The sequence below is a fragment of the Ensifer sp. EB106-05-01-XG146 genome (genome assembly GCF_058791875.1).
The window spans coordinates 545,424-565,983 of sequence record NZ_JBYTDX010000002.1; the positions used below are offsets into that span (position 1 = coordinate 545,424).

20 protein-coding genes and 1 pseudogene are annotated in these 20,560 nt (G+C 57.2%); 10 read left to right on the top strand and 11 right to left on the bottom strand.

Annotation, left to right across the window (positions count from 1 at the left end; translation table 11 throughout):
• Nucleotides 1-93 precede the first annotated feature (93 nt).
• The 5 genes and pseudogenes from AC3WVQ_RS22615 to AC3WVQ_RS22635 form a co-directional block, all read left to right on the top strand.
• Entirely contained in the window at nucleotides 94-1,266 is a 1,173-nt protein-coding gene (locus tag AC3WVQ_RS22615) for an MFS transporter (protein ID WP_492383301.1), read from the top strand.
• A 295-nt stretch (nucleotides 1,267-1,561) separates the two neighbouring features.
• Entirely contained in the window at nucleotides 1,562-1,765 is a 204-nt protein-coding gene (locus AC3WVQ_RS22620) for a hypothetical protein (protein WP_404528352.1), read from the top strand.
• A gap of 678 nt (nucleotides 1,766-2,443) precedes the next feature.
• Nucleotides 2,444-2,800, top strand: a complete 357-nt coding sequence (locus AC3WVQ_RS22625; RefSeq protein ID WP_404528350.1) for a hypothetical protein — start codon at nucleotides 2,444-2,446, stop codon at nucleotides 2,798-2,800.
• 49 nt (nucleotides 2,801-2,849) lie between these two features.
• A complete protein-coding gene (locus tag AC3WVQ_RS22630) occupies nucleotides 2,850-3,236 on the top strand; it encodes a nitrilase-related carbon-nitrogen hydrolase (RefSeq protein ID WP_492382990.1) in 387 nt (128 codons plus the stop codon).
• Nucleotides 3,237-3,337: 101 nt separating this feature from the next.
• A pseudogene (locus tag AC3WVQ_RS22635) lies at nucleotides 3,338-3,535 on the top strand (hypothetical protein); the annotation flags it as partial.
• An 828-nt stretch (nucleotides 3,536-4,363) separates the two neighbouring features.
• On the opposite strand, the gene AC3WVQ_RS22640 reads toward AC3WVQ_RS22635, so the two are convergent.
• On the bottom strand, nucleotides 4,364-4,606 hold the full coding sequence (locus tag AC3WVQ_RS22640) for a hypothetical protein (protein ID WP_404528346.1): 243 nt from the start codon (nucleotides 4,604-4,606) through the stop codon (nucleotides 4,364-4,366).
• An 816-nt stretch (nucleotides 4,607-5,422) separates the two neighbouring features.
• On the opposite strand from AC3WVQ_RS22640, the gene AC3WVQ_RS22645 reads away from it, so the two are divergent.
• Nucleotides 5,423-5,890 (top strand): NUDIX hydrolase, encoded by a 468-nt coding sequence (locus AC3WVQ_RS22645; RefSeq protein ID WP_404528368.1) that lies wholly within the window; start codon nucleotides 5,423-5,425, stop codon nucleotides 5,888-5,890.
• Between the two features lie 23 nt (nucleotides 5,891-5,913).
• Here AC3WVQ_RS22645 and AC3WVQ_RS22650 read toward each other — a convergent pair whose 3' ends face one another.
• Both AC3WVQ_RS22650 and AC3WVQ_RS22655 read right to left on the bottom strand, forming a co-directional pair.
• Complete coding sequence (locus AC3WVQ_RS22650) at nucleotides 5,914-8,127, bottom strand: adenylate/guanylate cyclase domain-containing protein (RefSeq protein WP_192445378.1); 2,214 nt, start codon at nucleotides 8,125-8,127, stop codon at nucleotides 5,914-5,916.
• A 97-nt stretch (nucleotides 8,128-8,224) separates the two neighbouring features.
• Nucleotides 8,225-8,800, bottom strand: coding sequence for a TetR/AcrR family transcriptional regulator (locus AC3WVQ_RS22655; RefSeq protein ID WP_192445379.1), 576 nt, complete (start codon nucleotides 8,798-8,800; stop codon nucleotides 8,225-8,227).
• A 211-nt stretch (nucleotides 8,801-9,011) separates the two neighbouring features.
• On the opposite strand from AC3WVQ_RS22655, the gene AC3WVQ_RS22660 reads away from it, so the two are divergent.
• Both AC3WVQ_RS22660 and AC3WVQ_RS22665 read left to right on the top strand, forming a co-directional pair.
• On the top strand, nucleotides 9,012-9,203 hold the full coding sequence (locus tag AC3WVQ_RS22660; RefSeq protein WP_457578665.1) for a YjiS-like domain-containing protein: 192 nt from the start codon (nucleotides 9,012-9,014) through the stop codon (nucleotides 9,201-9,203).
• A gap of 477 nt (nucleotides 9,204-9,680) precedes the next feature.
• Nucleotides 9,681-10,196, top strand: coding sequence for a YkgB family protein (locus AC3WVQ_RS22665; protein ID WP_192445381.1), 516 nt, complete (start codon nucleotides 9,681-9,683; stop codon nucleotides 10,194-10,196).
• Nucleotides 10,197-11,091: 895 nt separating this feature from the next.
• On the opposite strand, the gene AC3WVQ_RS22670 is transcribed toward AC3WVQ_RS22665, so the two are convergent.
• The 7 genes from AC3WVQ_RS22670 to AC3WVQ_RS22700 form a co-directional block, all read right to left on the bottom strand.
• Nucleotides 11,092-11,820: a hypothetical protein gene (locus AC3WVQ_RS22670; RefSeq protein WP_492382991.1), complete on the bottom strand. Its 729-nt coding sequence runs from the start codon at nucleotides 11,818-11,820 to the stop codon at nucleotides 11,092-11,094.
• 387 nt (nucleotides 11,821-12,207) lie between these two features.
• Complete coding sequence (locus AC3WVQ_RS22675; protein ID WP_192445383.1) at nucleotides 12,208-12,978, bottom strand: hypothetical protein; 771 nt, start codon at nucleotides 12,976-12,978, stop codon at nucleotides 12,208-12,210.
• A gap of 196 nt (nucleotides 12,979-13,174) precedes the next feature.
• Entirely contained in the window at nucleotides 13,175-13,396 is a 222-nt protein-coding gene (locus AC3WVQ_RS22680) for a DUF2798 domain-containing protein (RefSeq protein ID WP_192445384.1), read from the bottom strand.
• A 133-nt stretch (nucleotides 13,397-13,529) separates the two neighbouring features.
• Complete coding sequence (locus tag AC3WVQ_RS22685; protein ID WP_404528338.1) at nucleotides 13,530-14,738, bottom strand: NAD(P)/FAD-dependent oxidoreductase; 1,209 nt, start codon at nucleotides 14,736-14,738, stop codon at nucleotides 13,530-13,532.
• A gap of 488 nt (nucleotides 14,739-15,226) precedes the next feature.
• Nucleotides 15,227-15,742: a peptide-methionine (S)-S-oxide reductase MsrA gene (gene msrA, locus AC3WVQ_RS22690; protein WP_192445386.1), complete on the bottom strand. Its 516-nt coding sequence runs from the start codon at nucleotides 15,740-15,742 to the stop codon at nucleotides 15,227-15,229.
• A complete protein-coding gene (gene msrB / locus AC3WVQ_RS22695; RefSeq protein WP_192445387.1) occupies nucleotides 15,743-16,183 on the bottom strand; it encodes a peptide-methionine (R)-S-oxide reductase MsrB in 441 nt (146 codons plus the stop codon). It lies immediately after the preceding gene.
• Nucleotides 16,184-16,337: 154 nt separating this feature from the next.
• Nucleotides 16,338-16,496, bottom strand: a complete 159-nt coding sequence (locus AC3WVQ_RS22700; RefSeq protein WP_192445388.1) for a DUF1127 domain-containing protein — start codon at nucleotides 16,494-16,496, stop codon at nucleotides 16,338-16,340.
• Nucleotides 16,497-17,006: 510 nt separating this feature from the next.
• On the opposite strand from AC3WVQ_RS22700, the gene AC3WVQ_RS22705 reads away from it, so the two are divergent.
• Both AC3WVQ_RS22705 and AC3WVQ_RS22710 read left to right on the top strand, forming a co-directional pair.
• On the top strand, nucleotides 17,007-17,471 hold the full coding sequence (locus tag AC3WVQ_RS22705) for a cupin domain-containing protein (protein ID WP_404528335.1): 465 nt from the start codon (nucleotides 17,007-17,009) through the stop codon (nucleotides 17,469-17,471).
• Nucleotides 17,472-17,686: 215 nt separating this feature from the next.
• A complete protein-coding gene (locus tag AC3WVQ_RS22710) occupies nucleotides 17,687-18,625 on the top strand; it encodes a YeeE/YedE thiosulfate transporter family protein (RefSeq protein ID WP_348646816.1) in 939 nt (312 codons plus the stop codon).
• 402 nt (nucleotides 18,626-19,027) lie between these two features.
• On the opposite strand, the gene AC3WVQ_RS22715 is transcribed toward AC3WVQ_RS22710, so the two are convergent.
• Nucleotides 19,028-20,320 (bottom strand): GGDEF domain-containing protein, encoded by a 1,293-nt coding sequence (locus tag AC3WVQ_RS22715; RefSeq protein WP_192445390.1) that lies wholly within the window; start codon nucleotides 20,318-20,320, stop codon nucleotides 19,028-19,030.
• Nucleotides 20,321-20,560: the final 240 nt, after the last annotated feature.

Genomic DNA, 20,560 nt, shown 5'->3' on the forward strand with positions numbered 1-20,560 from the left:
GCAACTTTTTCAGATAAGTTCTATTATGAAACTTTAAGCGGTGAATGACGCCGCGTTTTTTTAAGGACTATCGCCTTGGATCGTCGCTTGCTTGTGCTCGCACTCGGCATGTTCGCCATCGGAACGGACAGCTTCGTAATTGCCGGAATTCTTCCTGAGGTGTCGAAGTCCCTCGGTGTTTCAATCGCAGTCGCCGGACAAATGGTGACCGTCTACGCCTTAAGCTTTGCGATCCTCTCGCCCGTGATAGCGGCGACCGCGGCGCATTGGCCGCGGAAGCGGCTGCTACTCGCCGGGCTAGTGGTTTTCAATTTGGGAAACCTCGTCACCGCTGTTGCCCCAAACATTGAATTGGTCTTGGCCAGTCGCTTCCTGGCCGGGCTCGGTGCCGCGATGTTCAGCCCCACTGCCACCGCGACCGGTGCTTCGTTGGTGCCGCCGGAGAAGCGCGCGCGTGCTCTCGCCATTGTGATCGCCGGACTGTCCGGTGCCACCGCCCTGGGATCGCCCCTTGGAACATTTATAGGTGGATTGGGTGACTGGCGAGCCACCATGTGGTTCGTGACTGGGGTCGGCGTCATCGCGGCGCTGGGAGTCTTTGCACTGCTGCCGGCAGTGCCTGCTCTCCCGGCAGTCTCGCTTCGCGCGCGCCTGGCTCCTCTCAAGGACTCGCGTGTGGCGCTAACCCTGCTGACCACTCTGGTGGCGTATTCGGGTTTCTTCGCTGTATACACCTATCTCGGCGTCGCCTTCGACCGGGCAACGGCCGGAAATCCCGAAGTGCTGGCTGGGCTCTTGCTGCTTTGGGGGATCGCTGCGACCTTTGGCAATTTGGCAGCCGGATACTTCACAGACCGATTTGGTAATCGCCTGATAATCAACGGCGCTTTGACCATCGCCGCCATCAACTTCGTGTTGATGCCTTGGACCAGTGCTCAGCTTTGGAGCGCCGCGGCGGCTCTCGTGGTATGGGGGATGTGCGGCTGGGGAATGCTGGTCCCTCAGCAGCATCGATTGATCAGCCTTGCTCCGGCCTCCGCATCGCTTCTTTTGGGACTGAATTCCGCTTCCTTATACGTCGGCGTGTCCGTGGCTGGTGTGGTCGGTGCGGCAGGGATATCAGTACTAGACCGCTATCAGCTGGGATTCATCGGCGCACTGTTCGTAACAGCGGCCCTCATCATAGCTCACGCGGCGTACCGACGGATAACCGCCGCTTCGCCGGCGGTCGGAACTCAGTCATCGGTAGTGGTGCAGAGAAGCTGAGCGGACCTGTCGTCACAAAGCGTTGAATGCCAATTGTGGCCGACGGAAATTGGCCGGCGAGTCAATCAGCGAGTGCATCAAAACTGGCTCTGCCGTCCGTAGATGTCGCCCCTCCAAAACCTGTAAGTTGTCGGGCACGTGTCGCTGATACTGAAGCGCCGGCGCCAGACTCAATCGCAGAGGGCGCTTGTAGCGCCTGTGCTGTCGGGGCGAAAACGCCCCGATCCTTCCTGGAAGAGGATTAGATGGCGGCGGAGCACCGGGCCATGGCACATCGGCATAGGAAGATCGTTCCATGCGCCGCGGGCTGTGCGAGTGGGCGTTGGTGATCGGTCGCGTACACGATGCGCATCAGTACCGCTCCGACTTCGAGGTTTACTACATGCCGTTACAAATCTGGGCCTCGATAGACACACCTGCTGAACAAGTCGCTGCTATAAACGCCACCGTGGAGGTCGAGAGCAAGAACGATCGCAGGATCGGGTTGTCCAAGCGGTGACGCTTTTCTCGCGATCGTGCATTCAGGCGTACCAGACGGAAACGTCTGCTCTCGTGTCGGAACACCCTCGGTATCTTTCGTGGACACGAGAAGAAAGGTCCTTCCCCTGCTCACGCCTCCGCCGTTCCAGCCGGCAGCCAGCTGGGATTGCGATTGGGGACGCGGGCGAGTTTCTCCTCCTGGCGTTCGCGTCCCCAGACGGTTCCACTGCAGGCTCATCTTTTCCTTGAGCCTGCGGTGACAAGCCAGCGACACGTCCGCTTTGTGGGGCGAGGCGCACGCTGGTCGGCAACACCCTCGCGGTTCCGTTCCTCCATGGGTCGGGATTGCGTTGGGGGCGCGGTCGGAAGTCCCCCCTTTGGCGTCCGCGCCCCCTCTTTCTGGGGTCCGCATAGGCGGAAACCGGGTGTCCTGCTGAGGCGGTTGCTTCATGCGGGACGAATTGAATGAGGCGCCCTTCGAGCGGCCGAGGGCCATCTGGCGGCTGCACAAGCCTTTCAGGCCAAGTTCAGCGAACCCAACTTTACGAAATGGTCTGCTCCCAATCCCGAGCTTCCTCACTACGCCGGGTCTGCAGTGAGTACGGCTTAACCGGGAACCCTGAGCAGCGTGCAAGATGGCGAACTTTTGATACGGACCGTCGAGTATCAGTCAGCTCCTCGGTGCAGGGTATCGCGAATGACGACACAGACACGCTTTCCCGCCGCGTCCTATGTGAGCACCGTTTCCGCTGGCGCACTGTTCGCATTCGGAGCTTGGGTGGCTTTCTCAGGTCTTCTTGATACGATCCTGAGCTGTCGCGGCGACATCGTTTACCTGGCTGGCCAACATTTCGTGTTGGTCCCCTACCAGAGCGCGATAGCAGTCGCAATTGGATTGCCACTCGGGATCGCGCTTACGCGGAAGCCGCTGGCTTGTCACGCTGATGCCATCACCCTGGTGATTAACCTCGGAACGACGATCCCGACGCTGCTGTTCTGGCTCTCGCGATGTCGTTTATCGGAATCGGGGCGCCGTCCGCCGTGTTCGGCCTGACAGTGCTCACGCTTCTACCGATCGTACTGAAACCATTTTCGGTCTAATCATGTTCCTCGCCCCTTGGTCGAGGCGGCTAACTGCGGACGAGATCGCGACGATCGCTTCCCGCACCGATGAGATCGCGGTGTCGTTTGGAATTATCGAACGGGCTTCAGATGGACGCACCTCCAATACCCAAGCCCTCTTCTCGTGCGGCCAACTTCTACACCTGCATCGGAAGATCAACATTCCGACCTATGGCCTTTTGCAGGAAGGGAAATTTTACAAGCAGGGTGGGGAGCTTTCCCTGGCTGCCCTCGAAGACGATTGGAAGACTGCGACCTTGATCTGTGCCGATAGCTGGTCGCCGGCGCTGCCTTGGTTGGTGCCGCTTCAGGGGGGCGAACCTCATGATCCAGCCAATTGGTTCTGCGCGAGGTGTCGTGGACGGTGACTATGCAACCCTACCGGTTGGGATCTAAATCTCCGCTATACCGCGAAGACTTACAGCTTGCCGACAATAATGGCTAACCACGCGGGCGAAGGGGTGGTCTCGATTTTTGGGGCGGCTCTCGCATTCTCGATCAGAACGGCTTTGAGTTGGCCCGGGCCGGAGAAGAACCGGCGCTGCTGATTGCCGACATCGATCTGGCGAAAGTTGAAGCGGCCCGTCGCAATCTTCCGACAATCAGGGACTCTGCTCCAGCGTTCGTAAAGGCAGAGTTGTCAAAGTATGTCGCATCGCCAACGTAAAGCAGACTTCGACGGGCCTTCGCCGCGACCCCATGTTCGTTTTTTTTAGGCAGCAACGTGCGGCCCCAGCGGCATCTGTCTCCGACCAACCGCTTCGATACCGCGGATCAAACGTGTTCCGTGTCCCCGCGGGGAGATCGGGTGCCCCGGGGCTCCGGCGGAGCTTCGGGGCCTCGAGGCGAGCGTCCAGTTTCATTGATCGCATTCCGCGATTGATAAGACATGTCTTCTCGCATTTATCCCAACGCGAAAACGTTGTTCATATGCTCGTGCTGGCGGACTAAGGGGTGCAGGGCGCCTGTGAGGATCTGAGTATCACCGGGCAGGTGGTGACCCACCCGCGTGAGAAGGTTTCCGAGCGACGTCCCTGCAAGTTCGCCCGCTCGGAAACGGGGAGGCGGTGGCTTAGCTATCGCCTCCCTGGATATGCGTTGGGGCGGTCTGCACAGGTCCATTTCCTTCGGCCTGGAACCGTCGGCCCTCAGCGCGTTGACAGGCTATCCTGATAGTAGCTGACGCAGATCGTCAAGGAACGAAGGGCCTCGACTGAGCAGCGGCAGGGAACGGAGATGGCTTGCAAGGAAGGAACATCGTTGCAGGGATGTTCATATTCGATCGTCGCATCCTTGCAGCGGTCAAACGCCGGCAGAAATAGGATTCCAACTTTCAGCTTCGAACAGCGCGATCAGTAGAGGTCAGAGCAGTCGCGATTCCAAACGGAAATCCGAATAGCAGTGTCTTCAGCTCGCTATGCGAAGAACTCCTTCTAGGGATTTGCAGTATGCCAAGAGCGGTCGGTAGTGTCCGGCCGCTCTTGGCGGATGCATACTACTTGCGCTGGATTCCAGAGTAAAATTCGCCTTCCCCGCCCTTGATCTTGGGCCAGGACTTTGCGGCGGAACTTTCGATGATGCTCCCCGTCGCGAAATTGTCCGTGCGCGCTTGGTTGCGAATCTCGCCCCGCGAGAAGTTCTGATCGATTCCTTCGTAGTAGCTGTCTGCGTAGACAGCGCCTGCAAAGCTGGAAGCGGCGATGGACGTGGCCGCAAGAAACTTGACTACTTTGCTCATCGAAATTGCCTTTCTTTCGTAGACACGGCCCGTTCGATCGAGCCAGAGTAATGACTGGACTATCCAAGCCACTGGCTGTGTTTTCAGGGTCTGGCGTATCTGCCGAATGTCGGAATTTGGGGCGAAAAGTATCGGTCTGTAATCCGCGGTGGGGCCGTTACACTAAATGACGAATTCACGAATCTTTCTCGTTCGAACGTTGTCTGCCAGGGGGCAGCTTCGAAGGTGGAAGTGTTTTCGGGACGGCGGCGATGCCGGGCCCCCATAAGCATGAAATCATCTTTGAGAGCGACGAACCGGACGCGAGTTTGGGCGCTGTCGCTGCCCGGGGTCTGCGGGTCGCGACGCAGGGCGCATGCGCGGCAAGGCAACTACCTAGCGCCAGTTTTAGGTGAAGTGTGCGGACTGCGTTTTTGACGGCTACTGCGCACTAAGAGCCATCCGCAACGAGTGCGCCGCCGCGCGTGCCAATCAAACGTTTTGTCTAACTATGTATATGCCCTCCACGCACGCGACGCGTTTGACTACAGGTTCTCTCATGTCAAAGCTTTGAACGCGCCTTCCTTTTCGCCGCGCGTACGGTCGCGACGCACCGTCACCCACCAGATACTCTGACACACTTGGAGCTGATCTTGGCACATCAGCGATACGAGCCGGGACGATTATGGCCAACGACCATACTTGCCGTGACGGCTCCGGAACAACGGAGTCGCGGCAAGATTGGACGAGAACGATAGGATCATACGGCCGCTGGTGGGCAACTATGTCGCGGCGCCTGCGATCCCGTGCGGTAGCAAGTCGGGGCCGGGTTCATATATGGAACACTCTGCAAAGTCAGCGGATCGAGCGCGGCCCGGTACCGGGAAGGTGATCGAACAAGTAGGTGCCTTGTGTGTCCGTCGGCATTCCAACGGCAATTGCGAGGTTCTACTCATTACTACGCGCCAGACCGGGCGATGGACCATTCCCAAGGGATGGCCTGTCAAGGGCCTGGAGCCTCATGAGGTCGCCGAACTGGAGGCTTGGGAGGAGGCTGGTGTCAAGGGTCGGGCCGAGAGGCGTGTCTTCGGGTACTTCACGCACATGAAGGGGTTTGAGGATGGGCGTAAATTCCCATCAGTCGTCGAGGTTCATGTCATGAAAGTAAAGCGGACCAAAAAGAAGTTTCCGGAGGCGGGTCAGCGAAAGGTCGCCTGGCTGCCCGTGGACAAAGCGGCGGCTATGGTTTCTGAACCCGATCTAAAAAGCTTGCTAGATAGGCTACCCGGTTGCGAGGCAGCATAGATGCCCCGACCCTGCCCAATCACCTAGTCGAACGACGAAAATGTTAGTGTTCTTCCAGGCGCATACCAGATGTACTCATTTTCCTTGTTGCGAATGCCTCCCGGGTTCCGAAGGACTCTGCCGCAGGTCCTATTGGACTGATCGTAGAAACAGACCTGATCCCCTACTAGTCGGACTTCGGCGCTGGTCATCTCGTCTCGTTCATCGGTCACCCATCCACCCGATAAGCTGGCTCGGCCCGCAGGTGAAATGGTCGCTTCGTGAATGCTTCCCGAATTAATGTCCGTGCCCCGCAGCCTGCGACCCAAGAACAGGGGAAGGGCTTCTTGGGTCGTCATTATGACGTCCTCCTGCACTTCTGGAAGCGTCTCAGGTACTCCTGCCAAGCGCAGCCCTCGGTAAAGCCGCTCACTGTCTTCGGCTCGAGCAAAGTCGAGCGGGGGACATGTCGTTATGGCGGCTATGATTCCGCCTCTCCCGGTACGAAGCTGATTGTAGCGCTTGATAGCAGCCTCGGCGTCGCGACGCCGCCCCAGCTGCCCGTACGAAGCGGCCAGAAGCAGTAGCGCATTGTCGTCTCCGGGATTCGATCTTAAGCTCTCTTCGGCCGCTTCCGCCGCCGCATCAAAATTCCCCATACTGAATTCCATTAGGCCAAGTACATAGCTGAAGAATGGAGGCCCTTGCGGATCGAGCCTCAGCGCCCTCTGGATATGAGGGATCGCCTCTTCAGGTCGACCAGCGGAGGTCAGGACGAGTGCAGTGAGCGCGTAATTCCAGGGGTCGCCGGGCTCTAGTGCGATGGCTTCTCGCAGTTCTTCGAGGGCCGTGGAATGTTGCCAGTCCGACTCTGAAAGAAGACCGGCCGCTTGATAAGTCAAAGCCGTTCTCCGTGTCGGTGCTGACTGTAAGTACCCTGCCGCCCGAGATCTGGCTTCAGGTCTCGACAGGCCGATCAGCGAATGCCAGCGCCAACGATAGATCCGAGCGTACGCCATGGCAGCGGCAGCGTATGCGCGTTCGTATTCCGGGTCGAGCGAGATAGCCTGTTCGAAGTACGAGATCGATCGGGCCAGATCTTCAGGTGTTGCTCGACGCTGGCTTTCCCAGCCGCGCAGGTATGCGTCGAGCGCATCGGGCACGCCCGTCCGGTCGCCACGTGATTGTTTCTTTTGGTCGGATACCAGCCGGACGGTGAGCGCATCTGCAATTCTGGAGGTCACTTCGTCTTGCAACGCGAAAACATCGGATCGATTGCCATCGAACTTCCCCGCCCAGACATGCCCGCCATCGAGGGCATCAAGAAGTTTGGCCGTGATCCTCAACTGCTCTCCCGCGCGCTGCACGCTTCCCTCGAGAACATATCTTACGCCGAGCTCAGTTGATACCTGTCGTAAAGGCACCGACTTGCCCTTGTAGCTGAATGAAGAGGTGCGCGCGATGACGAACAAACCCGAGATCTGCGCAAGTTCCGCTATGAGGCCGTCCGTCATGCCATCCGCAAAATATTCCTGCTTAGGATCATCGCTCACGTTGTTGAATGGAAGGACCGCAATGGAAGGCTTGTCCGGCAAGGAAAGAGGCAACTGCTCGATTCCCCGTGCAGCCGCAAGCTCTTTCCAGGGGCTCCACCAGAACGTCCCCGCGCCCGCGAGCAAAGCAATAATTCCGGCCGCGAGCGCGTAGTTCAATCTGGTGGGAATTTTCGCGACAGTTTTTTGCGGACTTTTGTCCAAGATCAGTCGGTAGGTTCTAATTGGCTTCAGGACGTGCTTCAGGTTCCGTTCGCCCAGATACTCGAACGCGACCGCAAGGTGCTTCTCTACGTGGTCGTAGGCCGTTCCAGAGATGACAATCCCACCAGGCTCGGCCAAGCTCTGAAGACGTTCGGCGATGTTGACGCCGTCGCCGTTGATGTCGTCTCCTTCGACGATCACATCGCCCAGATTGATGCCTATCCGAAATTCCAGGTGTTGGGTGCCGACCTTCCGCTGTACTGATTTGAGCTGTTGGACATCGACCGCACATCGCACAGCTTCCACGATGCTGTGGAATTCGATGAGCAGACCGTCCCCCATTGTTTTTACCAGTCGTCCTGAGTGTGCAGCTATCGCGCCCAGGAAGATATCGTTCAGGTCGGCCTGAAACCGAAGGCGAGTGCCTTCCTCGTCGGCTTGGCTGAGTAGCCCGTAGCCGCACACATCGGCTATCATTACGGCGGCTAGTCTTCGCTGCATGGCCCTCCTGTGGAAAAGACCGTATCCCTGGGGATAGTAACGGATCGATCCACGTGCCGAAACCGCTAATTTCGGGAGCGCTCGCTCGAGTCGGGGGTCAAGAATTCAATACACGTTCCAGTGAGAGTAGTTGCTGGGCCATCGCCCTTGCATGTCTTACGGATGATGTTGATCTGGTCATCTGTGCAACTGCGACAGCCCCCTCATGCAACAGATTGACCTCCGCAGCTATGCGTCGAGGGTCGGATAGCTGAGCCGCATAGGCCAGTTCCTCAAAGTAGGCACGTGTCAGTTTCTTGTGAGTGAGAGCGGCTTGGAAAACCGGGTCTCCAACCTCCTTAAATTCGCCGGCCGCATTTGCGAAGATGCAGCCGTTGAAGTGCTTATCTCCGATCACCTCCTCTAGGTAGGTGAAAGTCATTAGAATGCGCTCCCGCGGTTCTCGCGCGCGTTGCTCCACAAACGACCGCATTGCGTTTCGCGATTCCTCGTCACGTCGTTCAAGCGCTGCCAATATCAGCTCCTCTTTCGTTGCAAAATGACGGTAAAGAGTCGTCTTCGCCACGCGGGCTTCAGCGATTATGAGGTCAACTCCAGTGGCGTGATATCCATGCTGGTTAAAAAGCCGAAGGGCTGTATCAAGCAGATGGTCGCGAATTTCGGACCGGCGCATATTTGCTCCTAAGAATACAGAACTGTATTGATATATACTCGTTCCTGCTTCGCTCTGCAAACCGGACAACGCGGGCCAAGCAGATCACAAAAAGCTGACAAAATCGTGATTTTTGAATTTTAGCGGAAGCTTGACATCGGCGCACGGTTAGAACATTTTCATAAAAAGATACAGATCGGTATCGAATTGATTCAGCGGAGCGCCGATGTTTATGAGGCTGATTTTCAAAGCGATACGCACCCATAATGGGTATTGGCGTACCTTGCGTCTGTGGGATCGCATGGACGATCGTGCACTCGACGACTTGGGCGTATACCGCGGCGACCTCGAATCCATGGCTCGTCGCAGCGCTACGGTAGAGTGGCAAGGGCGGCCGAAACTCGATGAGACAGCCAACACGTAATTTTCGTAAGAGAGCATGATGACTGCGCCAAGTGCCGAGTTGATGGGCGGACTGGTTCGCAAGTCGGCGTGGATTCGTTCCTGCCGCGCCGAGCCGCGCCAGGAATGGGCTTCGACCGCCCTTCGAAGCAGCGGTGACGCTCGCTAAGGATTAGATTCTAGCCAAGACGGGGCGCCTCAAAAGGCGCGATAGAACCCGCGGGGCAGACCTTGGGATCGCGGACGGCCGCAGAAATTTGCGCGGATCAAGCCAACGCGCACCCAAAACCGAAACAGTGCAGCTGCGGCAAATTCAAGTTCGCAGCTGCACCCGCGATTAACAGCGTTTTCGACGCAGAGCTTCGCAAGAGCCTCAGCGGCGTCACCGCCTACGAGGACTGGAAGGAGGATTCGATAAATTGAAGGTTCGACTGCAATCACGACGATAGAGTAACGATTGAAAATTCCAGATTTGATTGTATCTAAGAAAGGACAGAACATGGCAAATATATTTAGTGAAGCAAAGGTCTCCATCGAAAAGCCGAAGGGAGCAGTTGCGAATGTAGAATTGATTGGGAACGCGATCAGTACAGCTGCTCTGTACACATCTCTGGTGATTATATACTTCTGGTTCGGTGGCATGAAGTTCACCGCGTATGAAGCGGAAGGCCTCACGCCGCTCGTCGGCAACAGCCCGTTCTTGAGCTGGGTTCAACCACTTCTGGGTGTCAGGGGTTTCTCTAGTGCGCTTGGAGTAATCGAGGTGAGTATTGGTGTCCTTATCGCAGCGAGGTATTTCAATCCTCTGTTGTCGCTCGTTGGAGGAGTACTTTCCGCCGGGCTCTTCGCGACCACACTGAGCTTTATGGTGACGACGCCAGGCGTATTCGAGCCCAACTTGGGGTTCCCCGCAATCACGGTTGCCCCGGGTCAGTTTCTGCTGAAGGACGTTGGCTTGTTTGCCGTTTCGTTATGGATCGCCGCCAATTCCTTCGCAGCGTCCCGCAGATCTTGACCGCTCTCCCCTCGAAGCCGTTCTGTTGACGGTTTCGAGGGGACTCGCACGCATGCCGTCCTCCGGTTCGGCCGAGCCAGGATGATGCGAAAGCATCCGCTATTGGCACGCTCGCGGAGCCTAGCGAAACTGACGGTGCCCTTGCTACGGCTATTCGCCGCTGAGGCGGCATCCAGATGGAACGTCCATCCTCTGCCAATGTCCATGACCTGGTTCTCTGCCGTCATCCCAACCTGCCGCGGCAAGGCTTGAGGCTTTTTCGCCATCACAGCCAGGCGATACGAGCGCCCTCTGCCGTATCAAAAATACCAAGTTGCTGGAACATGCCCTGGTGAAGCTCGACATGCCGTAGGATTCGTCGGGTTGAATCACTGGGCAAGAACGGTGTTGGTGCAGATGCTGCAGCGTCGCGCCTGCCTTGCCGGATCGCAGCGCTTGAGGTCTGGCCGGGGTATTCCTCGACGATCGGCAACCTCGCCTTCGATGCCCCCGAGGCCTGAGCGTCGGCAATAGAGATCGCCACGCGCGGCATCGCCCGCCTGGCTGGAATGAAGGATGTCCTGCCGACTTCCGGTGAAGGGTGGTCGGAAGGCCTACGGAAGGATCTTCCGCTGCCGGTCGAAGCGGGAAGCTGGGCGGACGTCCATTGGAGAATCAAAGCTTCGAAGATTGGCTACCGCCGCCCGCACCCCAGGCCGCCGCTCGGCGCTCGGGATTCCAATCCACGGCACAAAACTGTTCTGTGGGCATGCGGTTGTCCGCTTCGGTAGACATCATCGTCCCGGGCTGCTGTTCCGGCTGGCCTCGCTCAAGTCTGACGCAGCAGTTCGGACTTTTGCTCAACGTGGACGCGTCGCTTGAAAACGCAGTTCCACACGAAAATCCGAATAGCCGATTAGAAGGCCGCGTAGTCAGACAACTCGATCGTAACCGCATTGAAGTCCTGGTCGAGGCTGCCATCGGGTTTCACCGTGAAAACGCTGCGTCGCGTCGGATACTTCAACCCTTCGACGTCAACATAATCGAACATGAAGTGAGCTGCTCTTACATTCGCCCAGACGTCGACCGTGTAATCGTGCCGCCGCACTAAACCGTCTGCTGTGAAGTAGAAACGCTGTTCTTGGCTGTGACTGTGAATTCTCTCTGGGAATTTCACGAGTATCCCGCGCAACAGCTCCGAGTCGGATTCGATGGGTTCAATGTCTCTAACTTCATAGTCGCGTTCGCCAAACACGAACGGGGCCGCATGGTATGTCCACATGGCATATCCGTTAAAGTACGCAAGGTTAAGTGGATCCCATTGGCCACCGAAGCTTCGATCGAATGCTTTCCTGCCATCGTCTCTCTCGGCGATGGTCGCGCCATCACGGTTGGTTATCGCGACGTGCCCTGGTGTCCAGGTCATTGTCCAGTCGAGTTGGCCAAACGGCGCAACCTGAGTCCACTGACGGTGAAATTCGGTGACCGCGCGTCTCGGTACGGAAGGCAGAGGTGTTCCCTTGAACGCCCACAGCTTGCCGCCCGTGCGAATGGTTGAAGCCATGCCGCGGAATTTTTTCCAACGTTCAAAGCCGCCGTGTGCTTCTAAAGCTTTGTCGAGAAGATCATTCTGATATTTGTTCATCTAGACGCACCTTGAGTTCAGCCTTGCTTGGTGTTCCCAGGACGAAGAACTGAAAGATCAGGTCGTCAGTGCGCGTCCCGAGCCGAGGTAGGATAGCAGGGGGGCGGGGTTTTCGAAGGGGAAATGAGAATGCCCAGTGCCTATCTTTGGTATAATTGCTTTTGCTAATTGGGCTATTTGATTTCTGGCTGGTGGACTTCTGCTCCGGCTGGCAGCTGCCAAGCCGGACGCAGCCGTTCGGACTTTAGCTCAACGTCAAAGTGTTGGTGAGAGAGCGTATTTCCACACGAAAATCCGAATAGCCGATCTTCTCGTGAGGATTCGCCAATCCTTGGAAAGCTACTGGAGAGCGGTGTTCCGGGGCTGCGCGACAGCGGGAAGCAGCCATCATTTTCCCTCGGGCCGTTCAACATCGTGGAAAATGCCTGCGCCAGGCCTTTTTTCCGCCCTCACGTCGACGTCGATTTCTCGTTCTAAGTTGATTGTGGTCGCGAAGGATAGCCCAGTCACAAGACCAGTATCGTATCGCGCGGAAATCGCTGCAGTTCCGGAAAGTACAGCGACTCCCATTGTTTGGCCCACCCGCTTTCCGATCTTTGGGATGATGTGGACTGGGCTAACGGCCATCGTTAGCGCCGCCAGCGAAGCACCTGCCGTAGCGCCAAAGGCATATGCGGCGATCAGGAGCCCGAGTTGTATGTTTGGCCCATCGAGAGCGGTGCTTGCCAAAGTCAGACCCAGAACAGGTGCCGCGTACGGCAACCAATTCATGCCAACTGCATTCCCAAAGAGAAGCGAGGCAAAGACGCTACGCTTTCCGTCTTTTGACATGAAAGGAATTAGTCCGTCGCCGTGTCTAGAAATACGCTGCGACATCCACCCCGCTGACCGCCTGGACAACAGGATAAAGCCCAAGACAATCAGCACGGAAATCGCAGCAAAACGATCAAACTCGCTGCCGCGTCCCGCCCAAATACCTCCGATTGCCGCCAGGGTGGCTATCCCAGGAATCGTTCCGGCCATGCCGACAAGTGCTAGGAACTTTGTCGTGGAGGGTAGGCGCACGTCACTGTTGTTGAGGCGCTTGAAGAGAACCCGGTAATGTGGCTCGGTACCAGTCAGCGCACCCACCAAACAGGCAAGAACAAGAATCAACATTCTTTCCCTCTCGTGGCGGCCAAGTAGCTTCGCTGTTGAAAAAGACCATCGTTAAGTATCGGGTGTGTGTCAGCTTCGATGGAAAACTGTATCTCGCTGCAACAGTGATGCAGCGGTGCGGAGGGTTGTGAGCATCGCATCGCGCGCCCCTGGCAAAGCACAACTCTGCCTCACACCGCGTCCCAGCAAATCATCATCACCGGATTAGTCGATCGACCTGCGCCTGCAAGCGGGGGCCGATCCCAAGAATTGCCGGAATGACGATGACGTAGGCGATTCCCCAGGAACGCAACCATCTCACCAGGAACCCGTTGGAGAAGCCGAAGTTCAGAGAGAGCAACACGAAAGAAATGATGCCCGTGGTCACGATCCCCATCAGCAGGGCGAATGCTATTTTTCGTTTCAGTTGCACGTGCATATTATGGCCTCGATTCTAGAGTGGCCGTCTCTGCAAGAGAGACAAAACTTGGTTGGCTGAGCCGGCCCCCAATCTGGCACGAGTGACCGGTCCGGTCGGAACGCGATCACCCGTGACTAGTTTTTCCAGATCGTCACGCCACTACGATGCGGAGTGGATCGGCAGCCTCCAGTGCCGCAGCACGATCGGCCACCGGTGGATAGATCCAGGTGGTGTTGATGGCAGTTTTGAGCTTCTTTGCCTCTGCGCCGGTGAGCTTGATCTGACGGTCCCACCCTTCTGTGTAAACCGCGCCCCATGGTCCGAGATCAAGACAGGTGACGTATTTCTCCTGGCTATAGGGGATGGGCTCCACTCCGAGCAGATCAGCCGCCACGTTATACCCGGAAGAACGCCCCAAATTCTGAGCGTGCTGGCAGCTCATCATCGTGCGATTTCCGCGATCGTCTGTTGCGGCGCACGCAACGTCACCGGTGGCGAAGACGTCCTCGTGGCCAACCACCTTTAGATTCCGATCGACGTGGAGCCTCCCAAAGGAGTCTTTGACGGCGTCGATTTGACGGGTGATCGGATTGGCGCGGACACCGGTTGTCCAGACAACGGTTGAGGCTTCGATCCGATCACCGCACGTGAGCGTGACGCCCTCGTGATCGACGGAAATGATTGGGGATAGAAGTCGCGTCTCAACGCCCAGCTCGGAAAGTGCCTGTTCAATGACTGGGCGCGGCCCAGGCCCGAGGTCGGGGCCGATGGCGCTGCTGCGTTCGACGATAATAACCCGGATATCGGCGTCTTTTCCAAGCGCGCTCCGAAGGCGGTGCGGCATCTCAGCAGCGGTCTCAATACCGGTAAAGCCGCCACCCGCAACAACCACGGTGTTGCGCGCCTTGGTTTCCGGAAGCCGACCGAGTTGATGAATGTGCTCCTCCAGTTCAGCGGCATCTGCAAGCTGGTCGACATTGAACGTATAGACGAGACCGTCAATGTCGGGGCGGTGCAGGACGCTTCCTGTCGCCAGCACAAGCTTGCTGTAGCTTATGGTTGACGCCACACCGTCTGCGTCTGCATAGGTGACCACGTTTTCCAATGTCGAGATTGACGTTGCATGGCCCCTGATGAAACGTACGCCTACATTGGCGAAAATCTCTGACAGCGGCGCTCTCATTTGCGCGGCATGCTTTTCATATAGGCGCGGACGGATGTGGAGTTCTGGCTGCGGCGCGATCACGGCAACTTCGATGGTCCCGTCCGCCTTTCCTTGTCGGTCCAGCAGACGCATGGCACCGAGTGCGGTCCACATTCCGGCGAAGCCAGCGCCGATAATCAGAATTCTTTGAGACATTCTTACTTCCTCAAAAATGGGCGCCGCCGCTGGCTGGACGAGGTAAAGGCGTTGGCAAATGCCGACTACGCTCGGTGCCCGACCTGGAACATTCGCGATGATCAAGCATCACCACATAACTACGATTACTCTGATCGCAGTAAATGTACACCGAGTTTTCCGGCGCCATTGGAAACGCAGTGTCAACCAAATCAGAGCTTGCTCAAATAGACCTTTGGTGTTATCTCCGACAGGATCTGTCGTTGTTGTCGCGCGTCAGCGCTCACTGAGCGCCGGCGCCACACACTGGCCGCGGTCATCGCACAAGTGCCGCGGAGTCAGATTCAGGCCTAGTGTTGACAGATGCCTGCTAGCGCCGGACTTTTCGGAGTTCCGCCGGCACTTTTCTCAATTGATCAGCTGGTGACGCGAGCCTGGGTGTATGGACGAGGAGGCGCCGGGCAAGCTGGTGGCGTGCCCGGCGTTCTTGCGTCATCGACAACCGCGGCCTATTCAGCGGCGGACCGCGGCGGCAGCACCCAGTTCGGGCGCGGGAAGTGGCAGGTGTAGCCGTTGGGGTAGCGCTCCAGGTAATCCTGGTGCTCCGGTTCGGCCTGCCAGAAGTCTCCCACCGGCTCCACCTCGGTCACAGCCTTGCCCGGCCAAAGGCCCGACGCGTTGACGTCTGCGATCGTGTCCTCGGCAATTCGCTTCTGTTCGTCGTCAATGTAGTAGATCGCAGAGCGATAGGACATGCCGATGTCGTTGCCCTGGCGGTTCCTGGTGGTCGGATCGTGGATCTGGAAGAAGACCTCCAGGATCTGCCTGTAGCTGATCGTCCCGGGATCGAAGGCGATCTCGATGCCCTCGGCGTGGGTGCCGTGGTTGCGGTAGGTCGCATTGGGCACATCGCCACCGGTATAGCCCACCCTTGTTGCGATGACGCCCGGAAGCTTGCGGATCAGATCCTGCATTCCCCAAAAGCAGCCACCGGCCAAAACAGCTCTGTCAGCTCGATCGCTCATTCAGATATCCTCCACCTGGTTGATGAACGCGCCATACCCTTGGGTCTCCATCTGCTCGCGGGGAATGAAGCGCAGGGCGGCAGAATTGATGCAATACCTGAGGCCACCTCGATCCCGCGGACCGTCTGTGAATACGTGGCCGAGATGGCTGTCAGCATGTTTCGAGCGAACCTCGGTGCGAATCATGCCATGGGAACGGTCCTTCCGTTCCTCGACGTGTTCCGGCACGATCGGCTTGGTAAAGCTCGGCCAGCCACAACCGGAATCGAACTTGTCGGACGACGCAAACAGCGGCTCGCCGGATACGATGTCGACATAGAGCCCAGGCCTCTTGTTGTCGTTGTATTCGCCCGTGAAAGGACGCTCGGTCCCGTTCTGCTGGGTAACGCGATACTGCTCGGGCGTCAGCCGTTTGATCGCTTCGGTCTTTCTGAAAGTCATACTGCTGTCTCCACATTGGGGTGTTGGCTGATCATGGGTTGATCCACGTCTCCGATCTCAAGGCCATGCGGTGGAGGACATCCATCCGTTCTCGACTATCCAGATGACGCCCTCTGGCTCTTCGATCGGGGCCTGTACTCGTCCCGCGAATCCTTCAATTGTTGTCGAATTGTTGCCATGCGACCCTGTCGATTTCGGAACGGATAATCCCGATGTCGCTTAATTGACGATCGCTGTATCGGCGGAGTTCCTGAGCGGTTTGGCGGCAGCGCCGGTGGGCACGGAAATGAATTAAGAAATGCCCTATGAACATCGCGTGTTCCTTCTAGTGCACGGTGGCGCGTCGCGATCAGCCATTCTTGCGATGGCCGCGTCGTTATCGGATTGGATATCAACCAGCGTTCCGGCCTTGGCTCGAGGCTCTAACTGAAACGCAGCGAGTCTCAGGCTTCGGCATGCTCCGCATCGGTATCCGGAACACTGGCACTCCCTGCCGACGCGTACTTGGACACCGTGTCGGCAGCGGAGCGATATTTATCCATGCATGTATGCACAGTGTTTCAAGTAAGGTGCTTCTGTGTATCCCTATGTATATTATCGAAGCGTCGATTTGTTATTAATTGGTATTCATTTGTTTAGATTGAATTATTTTAATAGCTCTGATTTCGCGCCAAAAAACTATTAATAATGATCAGCGTTTTGTTGGGGGCGCTACATGCTGTTACCAAAATGCCCGGGCAGCCACACAATTCAGATACACTTAGGTGACCAAACACCTGTTGTGCGGTCCTGCCGCTGAACGCAACGCTAAGCAAGGAATCAAATGACTGTACTCAACAACTCGGGCTTCATCGACATCCTTGGCCCCCAGGTTCGCTTTCTGACATCATTCGTCGGGAACCCAAGCGCCTACTGTGCACTGGACGCGGTGGTGCCGGCGGGAACGCGTGTGCCACTTCATAGTCATGGCGAGCGCGAAACGCTGGTGGTTTCTTCAGGACAGATCGAGGCGTTCAAAGATGGTTCCTGGGCTTGCTACGCTTCGGGCGACGCCCTCGACATCCCAAGCGGTGTTCCGCATGCTATCCGCAACGTCACGAACGAGCCCGCACGCCTCCTCATGGTGACATACGAAAGCATGGGGCAATTCTTCCAGAGTATCGGACTACCGCTTGATGGTGGTGAACCACAGCCTGACGAAGATCGGATCCATGGCTTTATTGCTTCTGCCATTGGGAATGGGTTTTGGCTCGGATCGGCCGAAGACAATCTCGCCATAGGAATGTAGCTCTCCCAGCTGTCCCGACCGGCCTCCTCCATGCCAAGCAGGAGTGAGGCGGGCGGGAGGGCGTGGGCGGGCAGGGGCGCTGGTCAAAGGTTTGCACCGCACGTACACCAAGGAATCATAGCCAACTGGTGCGCACCGCAATACCGTGGACCGATTGAACTGATGGGTGCGCGGCAGAAATAGACGGTGACGGTTGCTTTGGGAAAGGCTGACCAGTGAGCATTTCTCCTGCCGAAATAGGTCCGGGGAACGTCGAGCTCTGGAAGGTGTACGTCACATGCGGTGCGATGGGTTTCGTGCTAGGTTTTGTAATGAACCGGGGCTCGATATGCACGGTTACCGCTGCGGCCGCACTTGTAATCTGGAGGAAGCCAGCAAGACTTGTTGCCCTCTTCGAATGCGCTGCTTGGGCCGCGCTCGCCTATAGTCTGCTCGACGTGCCGGCGGTCACGGAGGCATGGCGGGATATTTATTGGATCCTCCCCGCCGCTGTATTGTTGGGAGTGGGCACTTACGCTAACGGCGCTTGTATTTTTGGATCGGTAGGCCATCTCGGCGACGGGGACGTCAGTTTCGCGTTTACGTTTCTTGGAATCTTGGGCGTGACGTACATCGAGAGATATTTTCTTCTCGATCCAGATCACACGCTTATCAGCATGCGGCCACCTCTTGGCTTGATCTATCTCGCACTCATTTTGGCGCTGATATTGCTTTTTAGGTCCGCAGTCAGCTTCCGCAGGCAGTCCGAGTTTGTGCGCCTAACTTGGACGATGGCGGCGATTGGTGTTGCCTCCGCGTTCCTGGCATCTGTGGCGTCAGGCTTCTCCATAACGACCTCAATCGGTTCTAACACGTCGATAGGATTTGCAGGTTTGGTGATATCTGTTTGCATGGTTGGCGGAAGCTTCATGTCAGCGCGCATGAGAAAACGTCGCGTTGTTCTGAGATGGCCCAACAGAAAAGTCATCGCAAGAAGAACCATGAGCGGAGCACTCATGGGCGTAGGTGCGCTCCTGATACCGGGCGGGAACGACACATTGCTGCTCGTCGGACTTCCAATGGGTTCGTGGCAAGCGGGACTCGCTTACGTTGTTTTTGCCGCAATCGTTGTCATTCTGATTGCCAAGCGCGGCTCCAAGGTCTTGCAGTCCTAGGGTGCAAAACCGGCCATCAGTGGAGATTTTTGCTTTTCGGCACATACATTTGAAAGCCAGTTATGGCCGACGTTGTTTCGACCGACGATTTAGGCAGAGAGAGCATCAAAACTCGCTCTACCGTCTCTAGATGCCTCCCTTCAGCACCTGCAGTCGGGCACTTAGGGGCGAAAACGCCCCGATCCTTTTCTCGGAGTGCATTCAGTAGTGCGGCTTCAACCTTCCGTTGGCGGATGGCCGTGTCGATGCGTTCCGGCATGTATGGATAGCGTGAACGGACCCCAAAGATCTGGTACGCGTATCGATCTCGTTGTCGTCGATCCTCCACCGAGAGGTTCGGCTCGTGTCCGTGGGCAAATGAGCGCTTTCCACCACAGTCGACTTGCCCAATTGCGCGCAAGGTTATTCAAGCTGGGTCTTTGCGAATGCGTCTGGCCGATAGACCATCACCTGGTTGCGTCCCTTTTTCTTTGCCTCGTACAATGCTTGGTCCGCTTGTTGCTGCAATCCCTCTGACGATACGGTTCCACCGCTGCGGTTGAGCACCGCCAGTCCGATGCTGACCGTGACATAGGCGCCGACGGCCGATCTCGGGTTTGGCAGCGACGCAGCTTCGACGCGCCGTCGAATTCGCTCCGCCACCGAGATGCCATCCTCCCGATTGGCATCGCGCAGAAGGATGAGAAATTCCTCTCCTCCGTAACGCGCGACCAGATCGCGATCGTCACGCAAGCTGCTCTGAATAATACCGGCGACCTTCACAAGGCACCGATCACCCTCGGCGTGGCCGAGACTGTCGTTCAGCTGTTTGAAGTGGTCTATATCGCACATCAGAATTGCTGCGCCCTGGCTTTGCGCGATCTCGTCGCTCCACGCGCGACTGAGCGTTTCCATCATCCAGCGTCGGTTCGCGATACCTGTGAGTGGATCCGTTCGGGCGAGCAGCTCGAGCCGCGAATTTGCGTCGGTCAGTTCACCAAGACGAGACCGGTCGCGCAGTTCGAGCAGAAAGGTCTTGTGCGCCAGGACGCGTGCAGTCCTGCGCGCAACCACCGTCGCAACGACCCCGCTTGCGAAAAAGAGCGCACCGGCGAAAGCATTCTCATCCGTGATTTCCGGGTTCTGCATCTGGAAGAAAAGGTAAAGGCCGAGCGCAAAGACGGCGATTGCAATCGACCATTCGAACGGAACGGGAAATATGATGATTGCGGTTACGGCGACAAAAAGCATGATCGTCAGGTGCCGCTCGTAATAGTCGCCTCCCGTATTGACGCCGACCAGCGCGACGGAAAGCAGGATCAGAAACACGCCTGCGTGGAGCGCGATTCCCTGGATCCACATCGCGCGCGGTTTCCGGAAAGCGAGGGCAGTAAAGATTGCTGCCGGGGGCAAGACCGACGCTGGCAGAAGCATTTTCATGACGGTTTCAGAAGGGAGCAAGGCGGCATTCACGGCCAGCGTCAGGAAGTCGAGGACCACGACCCAGACCATCCATGCCCCGATAATCTTCGATGCCTGTGGCCACGACCGCGTGTGAAAGAGCCGGGCAAGTTCGGCGTTGAGGCGAATATCACGTGTGCGCCCCGCAAGAAGACGATCGACTTCGCTGACGACTGTCGGGGGAAGGCGCTGGATGGCTGGTGGTGCTGAAACCTCGCTCGCGCGTGAAGCGCCAGATGCTCGTTGTGTATCCATGCTCTGGCATCTAGGGGGGGATTAGACAATGGCAACTATGAGCGACCTGACAGCGATAGGCGCAACCGACTTGACTTAATGATCCGTGGGGCAGCGTATCAGTTCGATACAGATGGGATAGGATCTCTGCTGTAACGATAGCAGCCGTCTTTTGATTGATTGGAGATCGTCGCCGGCCACGCCGCGGGCCCTTGCGCCCAGCGGGCGGCTCAAGCGTAGATCTGGGACGCAGTTGTAGCC

Bases quoted from the DNA above. Each gene is read 5' to 3' on its own strand.
- AC3WVQ_RS22645 (WP_404528368.1), top strand. From the start codon at position 5,423: ATGGAACACTCTGCAAAGTCAGCGGATCGAGCGCGGCCCGGTACCGGG.
- AC3WVQ_RS22665 (WP_192445381.1), top strand. From the start codon at position 9,681: ATGGCAAATATATTTAGTGAAGCAAAGGTCTCCATCGAAAAGCCGAAG.
- msrA (WP_192445386.1), bottom strand. From the start codon at position 15,742: ATGAGCGATCGAGCTGACAGAGCTGTTTTGGCCGGTGGCTGCTTTTGG.
- AC3WVQ_RS22685 (WP_404528338.1), bottom strand. From the start codon at position 14,738: ATGTCTCAAAGAATTCTGATTATCGGCGCTGGCTTCGCCGGAATGTGG.
- AC3WVQ_RS22660 (WP_457578665.1), top strand. From the start codon at position 9,012: ATGAGGCTGATTTTCAAAGCGATACGCACCCATAATGGGTATTGGCGT.
- AC3WVQ_RS22650 (WP_192445378.1), bottom strand. From the start codon at position 8,127: ATGCAGCGAAGACTAGCCGCCGTAATGATAGCCGATGTGTGCGGCTAC.
- AC3WVQ_RS22700 (WP_192445388.1), bottom strand. From the start codon at position 16,496: ATGTTCATAGGGCATTTCTTAATTCATTTCCGTGCCCACCGGCGCTGC.
- AC3WVQ_RS22670 (WP_492382991.1), bottom strand. From the start codon at position 11,820: ATGAACAAATATCAGAATGATCTTCTCGACAAAGCTTTAGAAGCACAC.
- AC3WVQ_RS22640 (WP_404528346.1), bottom strand. From the start codon at position 4,606: ATGAGCAAAGTAGTCAAGTTTCTTGCGGCCACGTCCATCGCCGCTTCC.
- AC3WVQ_RS22630 (WP_492382990.1), top strand. From the start codon at position 2,850: ATGTTCCTCGCCCCTTGGTCGAGGCGGCTAACTGCGGACGAGATCGCG.
- AC3WVQ_RS22620 (WP_404528352.1), top strand. From the start codon at position 1,562: ATGCGCCGCGGGCTGTGCGAGTGGGCGTTGGTGATCGGTCGCGTACAC.
- AC3WVQ_RS22680 (WP_192445384.1), bottom strand. From the start codon at position 13,396: ATGCACGTGCAACTGAAACGAAAAATAGCATTCGCCCTGCTGATGGGG.
- AC3WVQ_RS22715 (WP_192445390.1), bottom strand. From the start codon at position 20,320: ATGGATACACAACGAGCATCTGGCGCTTCACGCGCGAGCGAGGTTTCA.
- AC3WVQ_RS22675 (WP_192445383.1), bottom strand. From the start codon at position 12,978: ATGTTGATTCTTGTTCTTGCCTGTTTGGTGGGTGCGCTGACTGGTACC.
- AC3WVQ_RS22705 (WP_404528335.1), top strand. From the start codon at position 17,007: ATGACTGTACTCAACAACTCGGGCTTCATCGACATCCTTGGCCCCCAG.
- AC3WVQ_RS22655 (WP_192445379.1), bottom strand. From the start codon at position 8,800: ATGCGCCGGTCCGAAATTCGCGACCATCTGCTTGATACAGCCCTTCGG.
- msrB (WP_192445387.1), bottom strand. From the start codon at position 16,183: ATGACTTTCAGAAAGACCGAAGCGATCAAACGGCTGACGCCCGAGCAG.
- AC3WVQ_RS22625 (WP_404528350.1), top strand. From the start codon at position 2,444: ATGACGACACAGACACGCTTTCCCGCCGCGTCCTATGTGAGCACCGTT.